Annotated in this window: 17 protein-coding genes, 1 rRNA gene and 1 other RNA gene; 10 read left to right on the top strand and 9 right to left on the bottom strand. The window is 52.2% G+C overall.

The genetic code is table 11. The features are described 5' to 3' along the window. The 6 genes from F457_RS0106390 to F457_RS0106370 all read right to left on the bottom strand — a co-directional run. Positions 1–211: ribosomal RNA gene (locus F457_RS0106390) — 16S ribosomal RNA — on the bottom strand; the annotation flags it as partial. 249 nt (positions 212–460) lie between these two features. After that, entirely contained in the window at positions 461–1,276 is an 816-nt protein-coding gene (locus tag F457_RS0106385) for a TIGR00282 family metallophosphoesterase (protein ID WP_018980310.1), read from the bottom strand. 3 nt (positions 1,277–1,279) lie between these two features. Then, on the bottom strand, positions 1,280–1,867 hold the full coding sequence (locus tag F457_RS0106380; RefSeq protein WP_018980309.1) for a 5-formyltetrahydrofolate cyclo-ligase: 588 nt from the start codon (positions 1,865–1,867) through the stop codon (positions 1,280–1,282). Beyond that, positions 1,854–2,013, bottom strand: a non-coding RNA gene (gene ssrS / locus F457_RS13560) — 6S RNA. Before ssrS ends, F457_RS0106380 begins: the two co-directional genes overlap by 14 nt. Before the next feature lie 63 nt (positions 2,014–2,076). Further along, positions 2,077–2,466, bottom strand: coding sequence for a cell division protein ZapA (locus F457_RS12370; protein WP_018980308.1), 390 nt, complete (start codon positions 2,464–2,466; stop codon positions 2,077–2,079). 3 nt (positions 2,467–2,469) lie between these two features. Continuing rightward, positions 2,470–2,703, bottom strand: coding sequence for a hypothetical protein (locus F457_RS0106370; protein ID WP_018980307.1), 234 nt, complete (start codon positions 2,701–2,703; stop codon positions 2,470–2,472). Between the two features lie 405 nt (positions 2,704–3,108). Between F457_RS0106370 and F457_RS12360 the strand changes: the two genes are divergently transcribed. After that, positions 3,109–3,729: a thiamine phosphate synthase gene (locus tag F457_RS12360; RefSeq protein ID WP_018980305.1), complete on the top strand. Its 621-nt coding sequence runs from the start codon at positions 3,109–3,111 to the stop codon at positions 3,727–3,729. Positions 3,730–3,861: 132 nt separating this feature from the next. Here the strand turns inward: F457_RS12360 and F457_RS12355 are convergent, their stop codons facing one another. The 3 genes from F457_RS12355 to epmA all read right to left on the bottom strand — a co-directional run bounded on the left by F457_RS12355 (position 3,862) and on the right by epmA (position 6,028). Continuing rightward, positions 3,862–4,551 (bottom strand): fasciclin domain-containing protein, encoded by a 690-nt coding sequence (locus F457_RS12355; RefSeq protein WP_156809366.1) that lies wholly within the window; start codon positions 4,549–4,551, stop codon positions 3,862–3,864. Next, positions 4,548–4,955, bottom strand: coding sequence for a hypothetical protein (locus F457_RS0106350; protein WP_211209036.1), 408 nt, complete (start codon positions 4,953–4,955; stop codon positions 4,548–4,550). Before F457_RS0106350 ends, F457_RS12355 begins: the two co-directional genes overlap by 4 nt. 77 nt (positions 4,956–5,032) lie before the next feature. Continuing rightward, positions 5,033–6,028: an EF-P lysine aminoacylase EpmA gene (epmA, locus tag F457_RS0106345; protein WP_018980302.1), complete on the bottom strand. Its 996-nt coding sequence runs from the start codon at positions 6,026–6,028 to the stop codon at positions 5,033–5,035. An 81-nt stretch (positions 6,029–6,109) separates the two neighbouring features. Here epmA and F457_RS0106340 point away from each other — a divergent pair, with 81 nt between their 5' ends. The 9 genes from F457_RS0106340 (at position 6,110) to F457_RS0106300 (ending at position 16,196) form a co-directional block, all read left to right on the top strand. Beyond that, positions 6,110–7,171 (top strand): lysine-2,3-aminomutase-like protein, encoded by a 1,062-nt coding sequence (locus F457_RS0106340; protein WP_018980301.1) that lies wholly within the window; start codon positions 6,110–6,112, stop codon positions 7,169–7,171. Between the two features lie 118 nt (positions 7,172–7,289). Then, positions 7,290–7,856 carry an elongation factor P gene (gene efp / locus F457_RS0106335; protein ID WP_018980300.1) on the top strand — a complete coding sequence of 189 codons (567 nt, stop codon included), beginning with the start codon at positions 7,290–7,292 and terminating at the stop codon, positions 7,854–7,856. 3 nt (positions 7,857–7,859) lie between these two features. Continuing rightward, a complete protein-coding gene (locus tag F457_RS0106330) occupies positions 7,860–8,687 on the top strand; it encodes an inositol monophosphatase family protein (protein ID WP_018980299.1) in 828 nt (275 codons plus the stop codon). A 75-nt stretch (positions 8,688–8,762) separates the two neighbouring features. Beyond that, a complete protein-coding gene (locus F457_RS13265) occupies positions 8,763–9,521 on the top strand; it encodes an OmpA family protein (RefSeq protein WP_018980298.1) in 759 nt (252 codons plus the stop codon). Beyond that, entirely contained in the window at positions 9,518–10,561 is a 1,044-nt protein-coding gene (locus F457_RS12345; protein WP_018980297.1) for a hypothetical protein, read from the top strand. Before F457_RS13265 ends, F457_RS12345 begins: the two co-directional genes overlap by 4 nt. Before the next feature lie 2 nt (positions 10,562–10,563). Further along, positions 10,564–11,553, top strand: coding sequence for a peptidoglycan -binding protein (locus tag F457_RS0106315; RefSeq protein ID WP_018980296.1), 990 nt, complete (start codon positions 10,564–10,566; stop codon positions 11,551–11,553). A gap of 94 nt (positions 11,554–11,647) precedes the next feature. After that, positions 11,648–13,450, top strand: coding sequence for a translation elongation factor 4 (gene lepA, locus F457_RS0106310; RefSeq protein ID WP_018980295.1), 1,803 nt, complete (start codon positions 11,648–11,650; stop codon positions 13,448–13,450). 4 nt (positions 13,451–13,454) lie between these two features. Further along, the gene (locus tag F457_RS0106305; RefSeq protein WP_018980294.1) at positions 13,455–14,834 is read left to right on the top strand and encodes a glycosyltransferase family 2 protein; all 1,380 of its coding nucleotides are present in this window, start codon (positions 13,455–13,457) and stop codon (positions 14,832–14,834) included. Positions 14,835–14,867: 33 nt separating this feature from the next. Then, the gene (locus F457_RS0106300) at positions 14,868–16,196 is read left to right on the top strand and encodes an NCS2 family permease (protein WP_026294250.1); all 1,329 of its coding nucleotides are present in this window, start codon (positions 14,868–14,870) and stop codon (positions 16,194–16,196) included. The last annotated feature ends 33 nt before the right edge of the window (positions 16,197–16,229 follow it).

Genomic DNA, 16,229 nt, shown 5'->3' with positions numbered 1-16,229 from the left:
AAACGCAGGCCCCTCCAAAGGCAACAAAAGCCTTTAACCCTCAGGTATCATGCGGTATTAGCACCAGTTTCCCGGTGTTATCCCCCACCTCTGGATAGGTTCCTACGCGTTACTCACCCGTCCGCCACTAACCCCGAAAGGTTCGTGCGACTTGCATGTGTTAAGCATGCCGCCAGCGTTCGCTCTGAGCCAGAATCAAACTCTCATGTTCAATCCTACCAAAACGCACAAGCATTCAAAGCATCTAAACTATGTCAGAATACATCAACACTCGCGTCCTAGCGCCTAAACACTAAAACGCCGCCAATATATCCCTTCCAGTCTCTTTCCTATTCAACTTTCAAAGATCATCTCAACCGGTCAACTCTGCCGCGTCTCCGCTCCAGCGCCGCCGGTGAATGGGCTTATACACCATCAGAAAAACTCAACAACCCCTTTTTTTAAAAAAAGTCATATTTTTTTAAAAATCTGGCATGTAAGCTGAAAGTTCGCCTCCCTGACGGAAAGGGCAGACCTTAACGGCAAGGCCAGTTTTATCGTCTGTTTCGACCATCAATCCACATACAGAGGCTGTACCCATTGCCGGTTGAAAGCGTTCCGTCGGTACTTTCTTCAACAACCGTCTTACGGCGTTGTTTTTTTCCATCCCAATGACACTGTCATAGTCACCACACATACCGGCATCTGTCTGATAAGCTGTGCCGTTAGGAAGAATCCGGTGATCAGCAGTTGGAATATGTGTATGGGTTCCCACTACCAGCGAGACGCGTCCATCAAAGAGATGGCCAAATCCCATCTTCTCACTCGTTGTTTCAGCATGAACATCCAGAACAATCGCGTGCACGCTCACACCAAGGCGATGTTGCGAGAGGATATTTTCAACTGCACGGAAAGGATCATCGAGCGCATCCATGAAAACGCGCCCCATAACATTCACTACGAGAATCTTTCGTCCACGAGAGACTTCTACAACGCATCCCCCCTGCCCTGGCGTTCCTGCCGGATAGTTGGCCGGACGCACGACCTGCGGGAACTGGTCAATTTGTCCAATCAGATCACGTCGATCCCAGGTGTGATTTCCTAGCGTAATGGCATCTACACCACCTTCTAGGAGGTCACGCGCAATTTGTGGAGATAATCCAAAACCATGTGAGGCATTCTCTGCATTGACGACTACTGCATCCAGTCGCAGCTCTTCACGCCATCTTGGGAGGCCTTTTAGCACAGCTTCACGACCGCTTCGGCCAACGATGTCTCCAAGAAAAAGTAGTCTCAATGGTTATCCTTTACGGTCAGGCCGTGTTGTTTGAATAATCTCGCGTTCGGTCACGATATATGACAGGCGCTGGTCATAGCTGTCCATCGGCACCTCATCACTCTCTTGCGTAGACAAAGCATAACCAACAGCTGGAACATGAGGATAGAGGGCTAATGTCCGGTCATAATATCCGCCACCATACCCCAAACGTCCGCCCTGTCGGTCAAAACTCAACAAAGGGACGATGATGATATCGGGTGTTATCACCTCACCTGCTGGGTGGAGTGTGCCGAAACGCCCATGATGCAACCGTAGTTGCGGCGCCCAGCGGCGGAATCGCAACGCCTCGCCTCGTGGCGGTGTTTCTGGGAGGGCGACCATATAGCCCGCACGATGAAGTTGTGCACAAAGAGGACGAAGATCAATTTCCTGCGAAAGCGGCCACACCGATGCAACCGCCCTCCCCTCAAGAAAGCACACCAAACGCGCAAGCCGCCGGATAATGGCATTTCTCTCCCGTGGAAGAGGAAGCACGCGACGCGCCTTCATCGCTCTACGCAACGCATCTTTGCGCTTTTCAATATTTTCAGGAAAATGTGGAGCCACCACAGCCGTTGGTCCTCTATCGACCCTTCCAAGACCTGCTAAGACAGGTGGGCACCGGGTAACATGACCAGGATCACGACAGAGCCAGTTCCCTAGGAAGTAATTATCGGCCCGGGGGTGATGTTGCCTGACGCACCGGGCAGCCCCACGAACCATATGGCACTGCTTATAGCGAAGTGCAAGAACTGTTCAGGAAAGCAAGCGAAAGAAACTTACCCTGAATGGGCAGGCGTATCGGCCTGATCGACCTCCAACGTCTCAGAATGTTTCTCAACCCGTTGCGCCAAATGCTCTGCAATATCAGCAGCCTGTGCAAGGCGTGTATGGTACCGCTTGTTCTCATCCAATGTTGCTTCAGCACGTTTGAGAACTTTCTCTGCTTCTTTACTCATTTTGCCATGTTCTAGGTCATAGATTTCATCAGCAAGCACAAGTGTCGTTAAGAAAAGAGCATGCCCTTCTCCAGCCGGTGATAGATTCTCACGCACTTTTGCTAAGCGTCTCTCAACCTCCTGAGCTAAATGCTTTAGGTGCTCTTCCTCTCCATCTTGGCATCCAACAACATAATTGGCCCCACCAATAGGCAATGTAATTTGCGCCATCGCTTATGTCCTCTCTTCCGTTTCAGTAGTTTCGCCCAAAAGGGAGGTGATTCGCGTTTCAAGCGTTTTGATACGCTCAGAGAGTGCTGTCATACGCGCTTCTGTCGCCTTACGCTGAAGCTCAGCTTGATTTTCGTGCTGCTCTAGCGCAAAGCCAAGCTGCTTTAGCGCCGCCTCAAGACGGTCAACAGAATGGGCACTGCCTTGCTGTTCGGTCTGTTGTTGCTCCACACTCACTTCCGCTTACTTCCTTGTCTTTGAAGGTTTAATTGTCAGGATGACGTATCCCCACGCAGCGTCAAGCATGTTTAGCCTCTTTCCTTCCCCCTTTATTCACATTTCGTCACAGAAATCACTCAACGCACTTCTGCTAAAACAAGGGAGCCACTCTTATACGCTCATTTCTTCACCATTTGCGGGCTGCGCATTGGGCATTCCATGGTGGCTTGCCCTCCTTAAAGACGCCCCCCATCTCCCCTCGATTTTAGATTGTGGAGCGTCAAGTGCTTTGGCTTCGCAAGCTCTCCATGAAGGCATTTCAGGAGTCGTCTGCCGTCACCCTACTCCCGATCTGTTAAAATATACGGATACACGGCTCTTCCAAACGCGACCAACAAGCTTTGATGTAAAGGACATTATTTGATGACTGGTCATCTCTCTTCCAATCTGCCACATCATACCAATATGACCCCTTGCGATCTTTACCCTATTCTCTCAGATGCCGACCTAGCGAACGCTTTACCGCACCTATCGTCCTTTGCAGCGTATGAAACAGTTACGGCATTACGGCTTTGCCTCTCGCAAAAACTAGACCCAGCCCTTCTGCGCTCTCTGACAGAATGCCTATACCCACATAATGTTGCGCTCATTATCGCACCATTGGATAGCCGCCTTCTTGAAAGCCTCCCGCTTGATCATATTGATGGCGTGCATATGCCTTCTCTCAGAGAGCTAAAAGCTGTTCCCACCTCTTTCAACAAGAAGAAATTATCTCTTCAGACCGGGTGCACATGCCAAACCTTAGATGACGCTATGCGTGCTGGTGAACAGGGGGCCGATTATGTTGCCTTCCCAGCAACAGAAAAGACGGCCATCACGCAATGGTCGCTCATGACCGAACTTCCCACTGTAGCCGAAAACGTCACGTCTTTAGAAAGCGCACAAGAAGCACGCCTAGCTGGTGCGGACTTCCTTAGTGTATCGCTACGAGGAGACGAAAACGATCACACGTTACTGGCTGCAGTGGATAAGTTTTTATCTTAACGTCGAGCTTAAGAAATAGTCTCCGACTTTTATGCTGGATGAAAAAGCTTTTGCCTCTCACTCAGCTACAGAAACGTGACGATACTTTTGTGCATCTCATAGGGCCAATGACGCACATTGTCAGTCCCGCCCTCAAGGCTCAAACGGCAAGACGGAATCAGCCATATAAAGAACGCCATTAGATTGCAGATACTCACCTCCTACTAGATGAGTTTGACCATAGGGGCCTTGAACCAACACATCACCTGATGACGACAGAGGATGCAACGTAACGACCGCCCCGCTGAGTGTTTTTACCGAGACATTACCGCCGTAATAACGCGCCCGGCGTCTGATCGTGGCAAGATCCCAGCGGCCAATGAGAATGGTTTGGCCGATGAAAGCTTTTAACCGAGCATGATTGCCCGCATCTCGCCAATGCCCGGGCCATGTTGATACATAGGCTTCCATGGCTTTATTCGCGCTCGCCAAAACAGTATATGGGCCATCCTCTTGTATCCAGCGCTGCCATCCTGCCTCTTTAAGAGCAACATAATAATCTTCTTGCTCCAATGAGCCTGACAGATTTTCATCCAGCGTATGATCGTCATACGAAACAGTCGGCGGCACATGGTAAGCAGACTGACTGTTAGGTGAATCCCCATCTTTAGGGGGGACAAATTGGCTCTCAACACTGGCTGCCTCCGGCAAAAGCCGCATATAACCTGAAGGACGTATGCTTGATACATCTTGCCGATCAGGTAGCTTGTGACATCCGGTCAGGATACCCCCACCTAAGATGCACACACCGACCATCAGTCCCTTCGGCAGACCGTTCTTCAACAGCCATCTCCTCGTAATGACCAGCTTGTCACCCGATCATTGACCAGCTCAAATGTCGTCTGACATGTTGAGGTTGAGTACATCGGTGGCATACCGCCGCCCCATGCCCCTAGGCCCGGCCCCCAACCGTAGCCATAGCCGTAACCACCCCAGTCACCACCCCATGTCCCTGGAGAATAATTCTCTTGCGTATGAATGTAGCTCAAAAATGTATGGCCTTGAGTCTGATAGTTCCGTGTTGGCACGCCAAAACGCCGCAACACTTCTACCGAGGACTGACCCACCATTGATTGCAGCACAGAGTGGCGCTGCAATTCAGGAACAGCACAGCCTGTTACCCCGAGCACCATTACTATGCCTGCCAAAGCCATTCTTACCCAACGCTGCTTCTGTATGTGCTGCATGATCATCCTCAACATGCTGACTGGTGTGATCTTTCTTTCCTGACAGATAATCGTCTGTATTTCATCTAAAACTCTCGTCAGCTTAACCACAACACATCCTCAATTCGAGGGGCGCCCGTTGCAAGCATCACAAGACGATCAAACCCCAAGGCAATACCAGAGGTTGGCGGCATATGTGGCAATGCCTGCAAAAACGCTTCATCCACGGCCCAATCTTGGTCAGGCGTATAAGCAAGCCTACGTTGCCGATCAGCCTCAAAACGCCGCCGCTGCTCATGAGAATCGGTAAGTTCTTCAAACGCATTAGCCAATTCTACACCACCAGCGTACAGCTCAAAGCGCAAAGCCACACGTGGGTCATGAGGGTCACGCCGCGCTAGAGCCGCCTGCTCAGAGGGCCAGTGGGTTAGAAATGTTGGACGCTCACGCCCGATATGGGGTTCGATACGCTCTAACAACAGACGAAAAAACAGATCTTCCCAGCTCTCTCCCTCTCGCAAATCTGCTTGCGCTTGCTGCGCGAGAGCTTGCGCGTCTCCTTCTGTTTGGAGCACATCTGCTCCGACATAACGTAAGAATGCTTCATGCATGGTCAGCCGCTCAAAAGGCTGCGTCAGATCAAGGAGCGTTTCTCCTACCCTCAAAGAAGGCGGCAGAAGAGCTTGGAGGAGCGTCTCTGTCTCATCCATCAAAGAGGATAAATCCGCTTCAGGGCGATACCACTCCAACATCGTAAATTCAGGATGATGCGTCGCGCTACGCTCCCCATTACGCCATACACGTGCAAGTTGGAAAATTGGACAATGAAGCCCTGCAACGAGACGCTTCATCGCAAATTCTGGACTGGTATGGAGGAAGCGCGTCTCATACGTGCCATCCGAATGTTCCAAGGTCGTGCGGAAACACCGAAGATGCACTTCCTCCCCCGGGGCTGGCACGACATAAGGGGTCTCAACCTCCATATAGCCACGCCCATCGAAAAAGGCTCGTGTCGCTTGAAGCATACGGGCGCGACGACGCAAGAGAGGAAGACGATCAGTTAGCGAACGATCATGAGAAGGTAGTACAGTCATAAATACAATAGTACACAATTTGGCTGCGCCACTCCATAAGTGGGTTGCGTAAGGGGAAAACAGTTCGCTAGAGCACCCATCATGAATGATGATGCTCCATCTACGCCCCATCAGGGAACCCTGCGCACAGCCGATTCTCTCATCCAAGCCGGACTCGTCCCACCGGATCAACGAGAGGCCCTGCTTCGCGTCGCCCGTGATTACGCGACGGCCATTCCGCCTGCTTTTTCAAACCTCATTGAACATCCAGACGACCCAATAGCGCGACAGGTCATCCCAGACCCACGCGAGAGCACGCAACAGCCTCATGAAGATGTTGACCCTATTGGTGACGACGCACTCTCTCCCGTGCCAGGCGTTGTGCATCGTTATGAAGACCGCGCTTTACTCAAACCCCTCTTGATTTGCCCACTTTATTGCCGCTTCTGCTTTCGACGTGAGCATGTCGGCCCTGGTGGAGGCCTCCTCAGCGATGAGGCATTAGAAGCCGCCTTTCAATGGTTTGAAGCCCACCCTAAAATTCGCGAAGTGATCTTAACAGGCGGCGACCCTCTCATGCTGTCGCCACGGCGTATGGAAAAGATCATCTCTCGCCTTTCGGCTATTCCTCATATTGAAACAATCCGTCTCCATACGCGTGTGCCCGTCGCAGCGCCGGAGCGCCTAACGCCCGCTCTGCTCGATGCCTTAGAGAGTGACTGCTCCGTCTGGGTCGTGCTGCACGCCAACCATGCCCGTGAACTCGGCCATGACGCACGTTTGGCTGTGCGCTCGCTTCTTAGTCGTGCTATCCCAGTCCTTTCGCAATCCGTTTTGCTGCGTGGCGTTAATGACACAGCAGAAGCATTGGAAGATCTGTTCCGCGCTTTCATTAAAGCACGCGTGAAGCCCTATTACCTCCACCATCTCGACCCTGCCCCTGGTACAGCCCATTTCCATGTTCCAGTTGAAGAAGGACGCGCTTTGCTCGCCCATTTACGTGGACGTGTTACAGGGCTCGCTTGGCCCACCTATGTGGTCGATATCCCCGGTGGAAAAGGCAAAGTACCACTCGGCCCTGACTATCTCCTCCCCCAAAGCGAGGACAAAAACCCACAGCGTCAGGTGAAAGCACCAAACGGAACTGTTCACGCCTTTACGTGAGGAACGACGACAGGCATCATGCGGCAAAATGTCCAAACATCTTGCCTCCCCTCGCGCTGCCCGCTAGAAGCCGCAGGGAACATAGACCGATCTTTTGCATTGCACATCAGGAGCTGACATGAAACAGCAAGCCAACCTTATCCGTGCCGGACAGGTTATTGAACATAATGGTCGCCGCTGGAGCGTCCTAAAACAGCAGATTTTAACCCCCGGTAAAGGCGGCGCCTTTATTCAGGTTGAGATGCGTGACATCAAAACCGGCAATAAAAGCAACGAACGTTGGCGGACCGCTGATACAGTTGAGCGTTTAATCACAGAAGATAGAGACTACATCTATTCTTACATGGATGGCGACAACATCGTTCTTATGGATCCTGAAACCTTTGAGCAGACCATGCTTCCTAAGGATATTTTGGGTGACCAGCTCCCATTCCTGAAAGACAATATGGAAGTAGGCATTAAGCTGGTTGAAGGCGACCCAGTTGGAGCAACAATTCCATCACAAGTTACCCTTGAAGTCGCTGAAGCTGACCCTGTTGTTAAAGGCCAGACAGCAAGCTCTTCTTACAAACCTGCCAAGCTTTCCAATGGCGTGAAAGTTATGGTTCCCCCTTTCGTTGCCGCTGGTGAACGCATCGTTGTCCGCACCGATGATGCTTCTTACGTTGAGCGTGCTAAGGACTGATCCATGCGCCTCTCTCCTCATATGACGGTCATGCAAAATGTGGCACAGAAAGCAGCGCGCTCTCTGTTGCGTGATTTTGCAGAAGTCGAACAACTTCAGGTGAGCATTAAAGGCCCGGGAGACTTTGTCTCTCAGGCCGATATGCGTGCTGAAAACACCATTCGTGAAGAGCTCACCCGTGCTCGCCCCGGCTATGCTTTCCTCATGGAAGAAAGCGGTGCCTCTGGTGGCGATAACTGGACATGGCGCTGGATTGTGGACCCCCTAGATGGCACGTCCAACTTTCTCCACGGTATCCCCCATTGGGCGATTTCCATCGGCCTGCAACGCCGTCACCCTGATGGAACAGTCGAGCTGGTCGCGGGTGTGGTGTATAACCCTGTCGCCCATGAGATGTTCTGGGCTGAGAAAGGCGTTGGGGCGTTCCTTAATGAACGTCGCTTGCGGGTTTCGGCCCGTCGCAAACTCTCCGAATCCATGTTTGCAACCGGCATTCCTTTTGCGAAGGTTCCCGTTGAGCGCCATCGTCCCTTCGGGCGTATTCTAGGCTCTCTGATGCCTAAGGTCGCCGGGATCCGCCGTTGCGGCGCCGCCGCACTTGACCTCGCCTGGTTGGCTGCTGGCCGCTATGAAGGCTATTGGGAACTTGGCCTGAAGCCATGGGATTGCGCTGCGGGAATCATCATTGTTCTTGAAGCCGGTGGCTATGCCACTGATGATGAAGGACGTGAGCTTGGCGGCATTGATGAGGACGTGAATATTGTGGCTGCAAATCCACATTTTCATACCCAATTGAAAGACCTTGTTCACGGAGCGTTAACCAGCGCTTAATCCTCCGTGTTCTTTGAGAGTAATAGCACCTGAAGAGCATTGCAGGACGCTATTGCTCTCGTCTAGGGTGACAACATGACATATAGGTTGCCCCTTTCTCTTTTTTTGCTGACATCGGCTTTTCTCACGATCATGCCGCTACACAGCCTTCATGCGCAGGTCTCCACAAATTTTGGAGCTCTGCCCTCCGAGCCGTCACCCCATCAAAGCGTTTCTTCCACACAGCACAGAGCGCTTCATACACCGGCGACACAGAAGCAAACACCACCGCCAACTGCCACGCCGTCGGGCTATTCGCGCTCTTTAGATGTTCCACCTCAAGCACCCGCTCAGGTTGTCATCGCTTCTCCTTTTACGCCAACCCCCACCCATCCAGCTGTTCCTCCTGACGAGATAAAACCCACTGCAAACGCACAGAGCCATTTTGTCACGCGCGAAGGCCAAGGGCCGCGTATTGAGTTCGCCACTTCCTCAACAGATATGGATGAAGCCACGATTGAGGCGCTACGCCAATTTGGAAAAGAGCTTGCCGACCAACCAACCAAACGACTCATTTTACATAGTGTAGCGACATTGCCGGGAGACGAACTCTCCATGCCGCGTCGCATTGCACTGGTGCGGGCTTTAGCTGTTCGTTCTATCCTTATTCGTAGTGGCATTGCGAGCACGCGTATCTATCCAGTTGCGCAAGGCCGTCCCGAACCCACTGACCACGATCCTGCTGATCGACTGGATATCGCGGTGGATGCCAATCCTGAAACTGGCCCTGCCCCAACATCTGTTGCAGCACCCGATACGTTTTCTTCTGACAAACAAGGAGCACCAACGCCGTGACACGCCCCACGCGTTATCTAGTCCGTATGGGCCTTTTCTTGGTCGTTATTCTGGGTCTTGCGTATGCGCTACACCCGATGCTTATCCATGCCTTTATGGCCAATCCAGGACTTGATGGCACGATCATCGCCATCCTCCTTATTGGTGTTGCTTGGAACCTCCACCTCACGTTCCGCCTTTTCCCCGAAGTACGCTGGATTGAGTGCCTCCAACAAAATCGTTCTGGACTGAGCCTCCCCCCAGCGCCTCGCCTCCTCGCCCCCATGGCCCGCATCATTACAGCACGGCGGGAACACAACGCGCATCTCTCTTTATCATCCCAGACGACGAGTTCGCTCCTTGATAGTTTAGAAGCACGCATGGATGAAGGCCGTGAAATCTCACGCTATATCACGCAGCTTCTGGTCTTCCTCGGTCTGCTCGGCACGTTCTACGGCTTACTCCTAACCGTTCGTTCAATCGCTGATGTGATCGGCGGCATGCCTTCTGGCGGGAGTGACCTCACCGCCATGTTTGACCATGTTAAAACGGGCTTAGTGCAGCCATTAGGTGGCATGTCGACAGCCTTCTCAGGCTCTATGTTCGGTCTTGCTGGTGCTCTCGTGTTGGGCTTTTTAGACCTGACAACAGGCCAAGCGCAGACACGTTTCTTTAATGATATTGAGGAATGGTTTGCAGGAATTACACGCGTAGATGGCTCACCATCACGCCCCAGCGTTTCTTTGTCTGACCCAGCCGAACTCGCCTCTCTGTCAGAAACGATGGAAACATGGCTCCCGCGCGTGCAGGATTTTATGCGCCTAACCACCGAGAATGTCTCACTGCTTCAGCAGAATATCTCGATGTTGCGCAAAAATGCTCATGACGCTGAAGAAAGCCGGGCCGCTGTTCTGAGTGCTCTCAAAGAGCTGACAAAAGCCGTCCGTGAGCAGCGTTATAATGACCCAGCAACCCCTCAAATTCTTCAGCAAATTGAACGCGAACTGACTGGCTTGCGTAGCGACTTACACCATGAACGCTCTCTGTCACGGGAGGACTAACCATGGCCCGGCGCAAACGCTCACATTCCAGCCTTAACGTCTGGCCCGGCTATGTTGACGCACTCTCGACCCTTCTTATGGTCGTTACGTTTGTGTTGCTTGTCTTTGTCGTTGGGCAACAGTTTCTGTCCGTCGCAATGACACAACGTGAGCATACACTTGAAACACTCAAGCAAGAAGTTGGCCGTCTGGCCAACATGCTCTCCCTAAGCCAACAGCAAGCGAAAAACCTTAGCGCAAGCAATGCGGCCTTAACGAACGCTTATCACGCTAAAGAGGCCGCTCTCGCTACAGCGCAATCCACCCTACAGGATAAAGAGCGCCAACTTGCCGAAACCAATAGCTCTGCAAGCAGCTTACAAACAGCACAATCTGGCGAAATTAGCTCGCTTTCTGCACAAGTTGCTGAACTCACCCGGCAACTCCAAACCATTGCAGAAGCATTGGATGTGGAGAGAAAAGAAGCGCAGAGCAAAGATGAGCAAATTGCTGATTTGGATAAAAAGCTGAATCTCGCCCTAGCGGACAAAATCAATCAGCTCAAAAAATATCGCTCTGAGTTTTTCGGACGGCTGCATGACCTTCTCAAAAACCAATCTGGCATCACCGTTGTCGGCGATCGCTTTGTGTTTCAGTCCGAAATTCTCTTTCCACCAGGAAGTGCCGCTTTGAGTGAGCAAGGTAGACGGCAAATCCGCACCCTTGCCCATACGTTTCATGACGTGTCAGCCACGATTCCGACCGATATTCCGTGGATCTTACGTGTTGACGGCCATGCAGACAAACAGCCGATTCACACGGCCTTCCCCAGCAATTGGGAGCTCTCTTCGGCACGTGCGATTACGGTGGTCAAAATGCTCATTGCTGAAGGGATCGATCCCCGTCATCTCGCCGCCACGGGGTTTTCAGACTTTCAACCTCTTGATTCCGGCAATACAGCAGAAGCTTACGCCCATAATCGACGGATTGAGTTTCGCTTAACAGACCGTTAAAAAACGGACTCTTCCATTGCCATCAGCATGGCGCTCGGGCTTATCGCGCAAACGCCATGCTGACAGAGCTTTTAGAATCGCTTATATAGCCGCCATGACCGACACACCGCTTCACCTGATCCGCAATTTTTCGATTATTGCCCATATTGACCATGGCAAATCCACTCTCGCTGACCGGCTTATTGAAGCCTGTGGCGCTCTGACCGCTCGCGAGATGAAAGGTCAGGTGCTCGACTCTATGGAGCTTGAGCAAGAACGCGGCATTACCATTAAGGCCCAAACGGTGCGTCTTACCTATCCTGCTAAGGATGGGAACATATACACCTTAAACCTCATGGACACGCCCGGCCATGTGGACTTTGCTTATGAAGTCAGCCGCTCTCTAGCCGCCTGCGAAGGCTCCCTTCTGGTTGTCGATGCCTCCCAAGGGGTCGAGGCTCAAACTCTGGCCAATGTGTATCAAGCCATTGAAGCTGATCATGAAATTGTGCCTGTCCTAAACAAGATCGACCTTCCTGCAGCCGAGCCAGAGCGCGTACGCAACCAAATTGAAGAAGTCGTTGGTATCCCTGCTGATGAAACGGTTGATATTAGCGCTAAAACCGGCCTGAATATTGAAGGCGTGCTGGAAGCACTCGTCCACCGTCTTCCGCCACCGAAAGGGGACGCAGAAGCTCCCCTGCAAGCCCTTCTCGTGGACAGCTGGTATGACACCTATCTTGGCGTGATTACGCTAGTCCGCATTAAAGAAGGACGCGTCAAAAAGGGTGACCGCATCCGTATGATGCAGATGGGTGCGACATACCATGTCGATCAGGTTGGTGTTTTCCATCCCAAAATGACCCCCGTTGACTCATTGGGCCCTGGCGAGATCGGCTATATTAACGCCGCCATTAAAGCGGTGGCCGATTGTAATGTCGGTGACACAATTACTCTCGACAATCGCCCAGCAGAGAAAGCCCTTCCCGGCTTTAAACCTTCTGTGCCTGTTGTGTGGTGCGGCCTCTTTCCTATTAACGCTGACGATTTCGAAAAGCTGCGCAACAGTCTGGCCAAGCTGCGCCTCAATGATGCGTCTTTCCATTTTGAAGCCGAAACCTCAGCCGCTCTTGGCTTTGGGTTCCGTTGTGGCTTCCTTGGGCTGCTGCATCTTGAGATCATCCAAGAACGCCTCTCGCGCGAGTTTAATCTCGACCTTATCGCAACAGCACCTTCTGTGGTGTATATACTCCATCATTCTGATGGCACGGTCGAAGAGCTGCATAACCCTGCCGATATGCCTGACCTCTCCCAAGTTGCGCATATTGAAGAACCTTGGATCAAAGCCTCCATCATGGTTCAAGATGATTATCTCGGCCCTGTGCTCACACTCTGCACAGAACGCCGTGGTGTTCAGCTCGACCTCACCTATGTGGGCAATCGCGCAATGGCCGTCTATCGCCTACCACTCAATGAAGTGGTGTTCGATTTCTATGACCGTCTCAAATCCCTATCACGCGGTTATGCGTCGTTTGACTACCAAATGGACGGCTACGAAGAGAGCAATCTTGTGCGGATCTCTATCCTCGTCAATCATGAGCCTGTTGACGCACTTTCTTTCGTCGCCCATCGCTCCGCTGCTGAAACACGCGGGCGCGCCATTTGTGCAAAGCTTAAGGAACTGATCCCACGTCAGCTCTTTAAAATCGCTATTCAAGCGTCCATTGGGTCCAAAGTCATCGCGCGCGAAACATTGGGGGCTATGTCTAAAGACGTGACGGCAAAATGCTATGGTGGTGACATTTCCCGTAAGCGCAAACTTCTTGATAAGCAGAAGGAAGGGAAAAAGCGGATGCGCCAATTCGGCAAAGTCGAAATTCCACAAAGTGCCTTCCTCGCTGCCCTGAAGATGGACTAACTCTATGCCCCGTACCGCCGCTCTTTTGTGCGTCCAAAATGCAGCCTCATCTCTTGGCTGGTGGATTGCCCATCATGTGGCGGTCGGGTTCTCAACATTATTGATCTGTGATGACCACTCCACGGATGGAAGCTGGGACATCATCACGCAAGCAGCGCAGCATTACGACATCCGTTATTCCCGTACTGATACAACCGTAACAGACGAATACACGCGCCGTCAGGCTGCAATGATCTCCCTCGCTCATCAAGAGCGCGCTGATCTGGAGTGGATCCTTCCGCTCAGTCCTGATGAATATATGATGCCCGAGGCAGACTCTGTCTCAGCCTTCTTCGATGCGGTTCAACAGCATCTCGGCACGGAACGTTTTAACGCCACAACGGCCATCCCACTTAACTGGTGCCTGTGCGGAATGAACGGCCTCCCCTCTTTCGAAACATTAGACCAACCCTCTCCGCGTGCGCTTTACACGCGCCATGCCCCGCATGACTTCCCAGATCATCGCATTACGCGGTCTTTTGTCCGTGCTCACGATCTCACGGAACAATTGCCTGATCCATTTGTTCGGTGTTCTTCAGCACCAGATTGGACATTTGGCCGCATTATTCACGACGCCGCTGCCTCCAGCCCGCACTCAGCAGCACGTGCTTATTATGACCGTAATGATGTTCTCTATCAGGACGGGCGGCGTTTTTTACACGCAAGCCAAGAACACGCAGCGACTATTTTCCAAACTGTTTTACTGCATCAAACGCGACAACTCCGCCAACAAAACGACACGGCACCGTTAGAGGATAAAACCGCTCCTCTCACACTTGAACAGCATTATATTGGTTCTCTGGAGCGCTTTTTAGTCATTGAGCATCACACACAGCGCGTCCGTTGGCAGAGCCGCACCGCGTATAATGCCGACCATGAAACACACCTATGCCTTGCCTCTACCGATGCAGCTGCGGCAGACAAAAAGACGCATAATGCTTGGCTCTATACTGAAAACCCACTTCCTCTTTCTTATCTTCCGCTCAATGCAGAGGCACAACGCTTTAGCCACCTCTCCGACATTATCCCCCTTACAGTAACGCGCCATTCAGACGGAGCAGAACTTGCGCTAATCCATGAGCCTGAGACGATAACGCTCCACGGCCAAAACCTCTTTCCACTCCTCCCCGTTCCACATAATACGCCAGAGAATGCTCCATTTCGCGCCCTTCAACATTTAACACAGCATGGCTTGTCTGCTCACGCAGTGCAGAAGGCGTTAAACTCCATGACATGGAACGCACCATCGGCTCTTGCCGCCATCTGTGCTCACCTCCCCTACGAGGAGGCCTCACAGCTCCTCTCGCCACTTTTACGGCGTCTTTTGCAAAAAGACCCCGCCTAATCTCCCCCTTTTGAACGCTGGAGTAGCTGAGTGTTGCCCGCCCTCCTTGACCGCTATTTTCATATTTCTCGTCGTGGCTCGACCATAGGACGTGAAATCATTGCTGGCCTTACCATCTTTGGAGCCATGGCCTATATCGTAGCGGTCAACCCCGCCATCCTAGCCTCTACAGGGCTCGCTCGCCACGATATGGTCATGACCACTATCGCAGGGGCGGTAGCTGGCACGCTTATTATGGCGCTCTGGGCACGCCTTCCCATCGCCCTTGCCCCCGCTATGAGCAGTAATGTGCTCTTCGCCCAAGTGATCGTCCAGCAAGCCCATGTACGCCCCACAACGGCCTTTACAGTCGTTTTCTTCAGCGGGCTCTGCTTTACGGTTCTGTCGCTGACACGGGTTCGACAAAAAATTATTAGAGGCTTCCCCCCTGCTATTATCCTTGGGATTCAGATCGCTATCGGAGCGTTTATTGCCCGCATTGGCCTTCTATCAGCAGGAATCGCCATCCCCTCACCTATGGGGTTAAGCTTCGCCCCGCTGTCTCATCCCAGCGTCGTTCTTGCCTTAGCTGGCATTTTCCTCTGTGCTCTCCTCAGCGTCCTGCGCGTGCCAGCGGCACTCCTACTGACCATTGTCATCCTTACTCTTGCTGGTATTTTTGTACCAGACGCTTCGCACCATCCCATCACCACCATCCCAGCCCATATTATCGACTGGCCTCATTATCCAACGGCCCTTCTCTTCCCCTTCGACTTCCACGATTTCTTTAACCATCTCGGCCTTCTGCTCCCCATCACGCTTTATGTGTTGCTGAGCGACTTCTTTGATGCGACAGGCACTATGATGAGTGTCACACATCGCGCCGGCCTTAGTGGAACAGCCGAACATCCAGACCTTGACCACCGCGCCTTTGCCTCCGATGGAGCTGCCAGTGTTGTCGGCGCTGTTTTAGGCACATGCACCGTCTCCGCTTACCTTGAAAGTCTTGCAGGGGCAGAAGCAGGCGGACGCACAGGGCTCAGCGCTCTTATTGTCGCGCTGTTATTCGCGCTTTCGTGCGTTTTTTGGCCTCTTCTCACCTGCATTCCTGCACTTGCAACCGCACCAGTTCTTGTTCTCGTTGGGCTTGGTATGCTGGGAGCCCTCACCCGCTTACCGGCAACACTAGAAGAATCGATTACACCGCTCTTCATGCTGCTTATTGCTGTCATTACAGGCAATTTCATGCTCAGTCTCACCTGCGGTATGCTTCTTTACACAGGTGTTGCTCTTGTATTGCGTCGCTTTAACCGTATCACGCCCATTATTATCGGCTTGGACATCGCGTTTATTTGCTACATGTTCTTACAAAGCCGTTTGTAACGATAACGCTCCCACCACGCCCAGTCTTTTGAG

Origin of the sequence: Saccharibacter floricola DSM 15669 (assembly GCF_000378165.1) — a bacterium.
Taxonomy (GTDB): Bacteria; Pseudomonadota; Alphaproteobacteria; order Acetobacterales; family Acetobacteraceae; genus Saccharibacter; species Saccharibacter floricola.
This window is presented reverse-complemented; position numbering and strand designations above follow the sequence as displayed.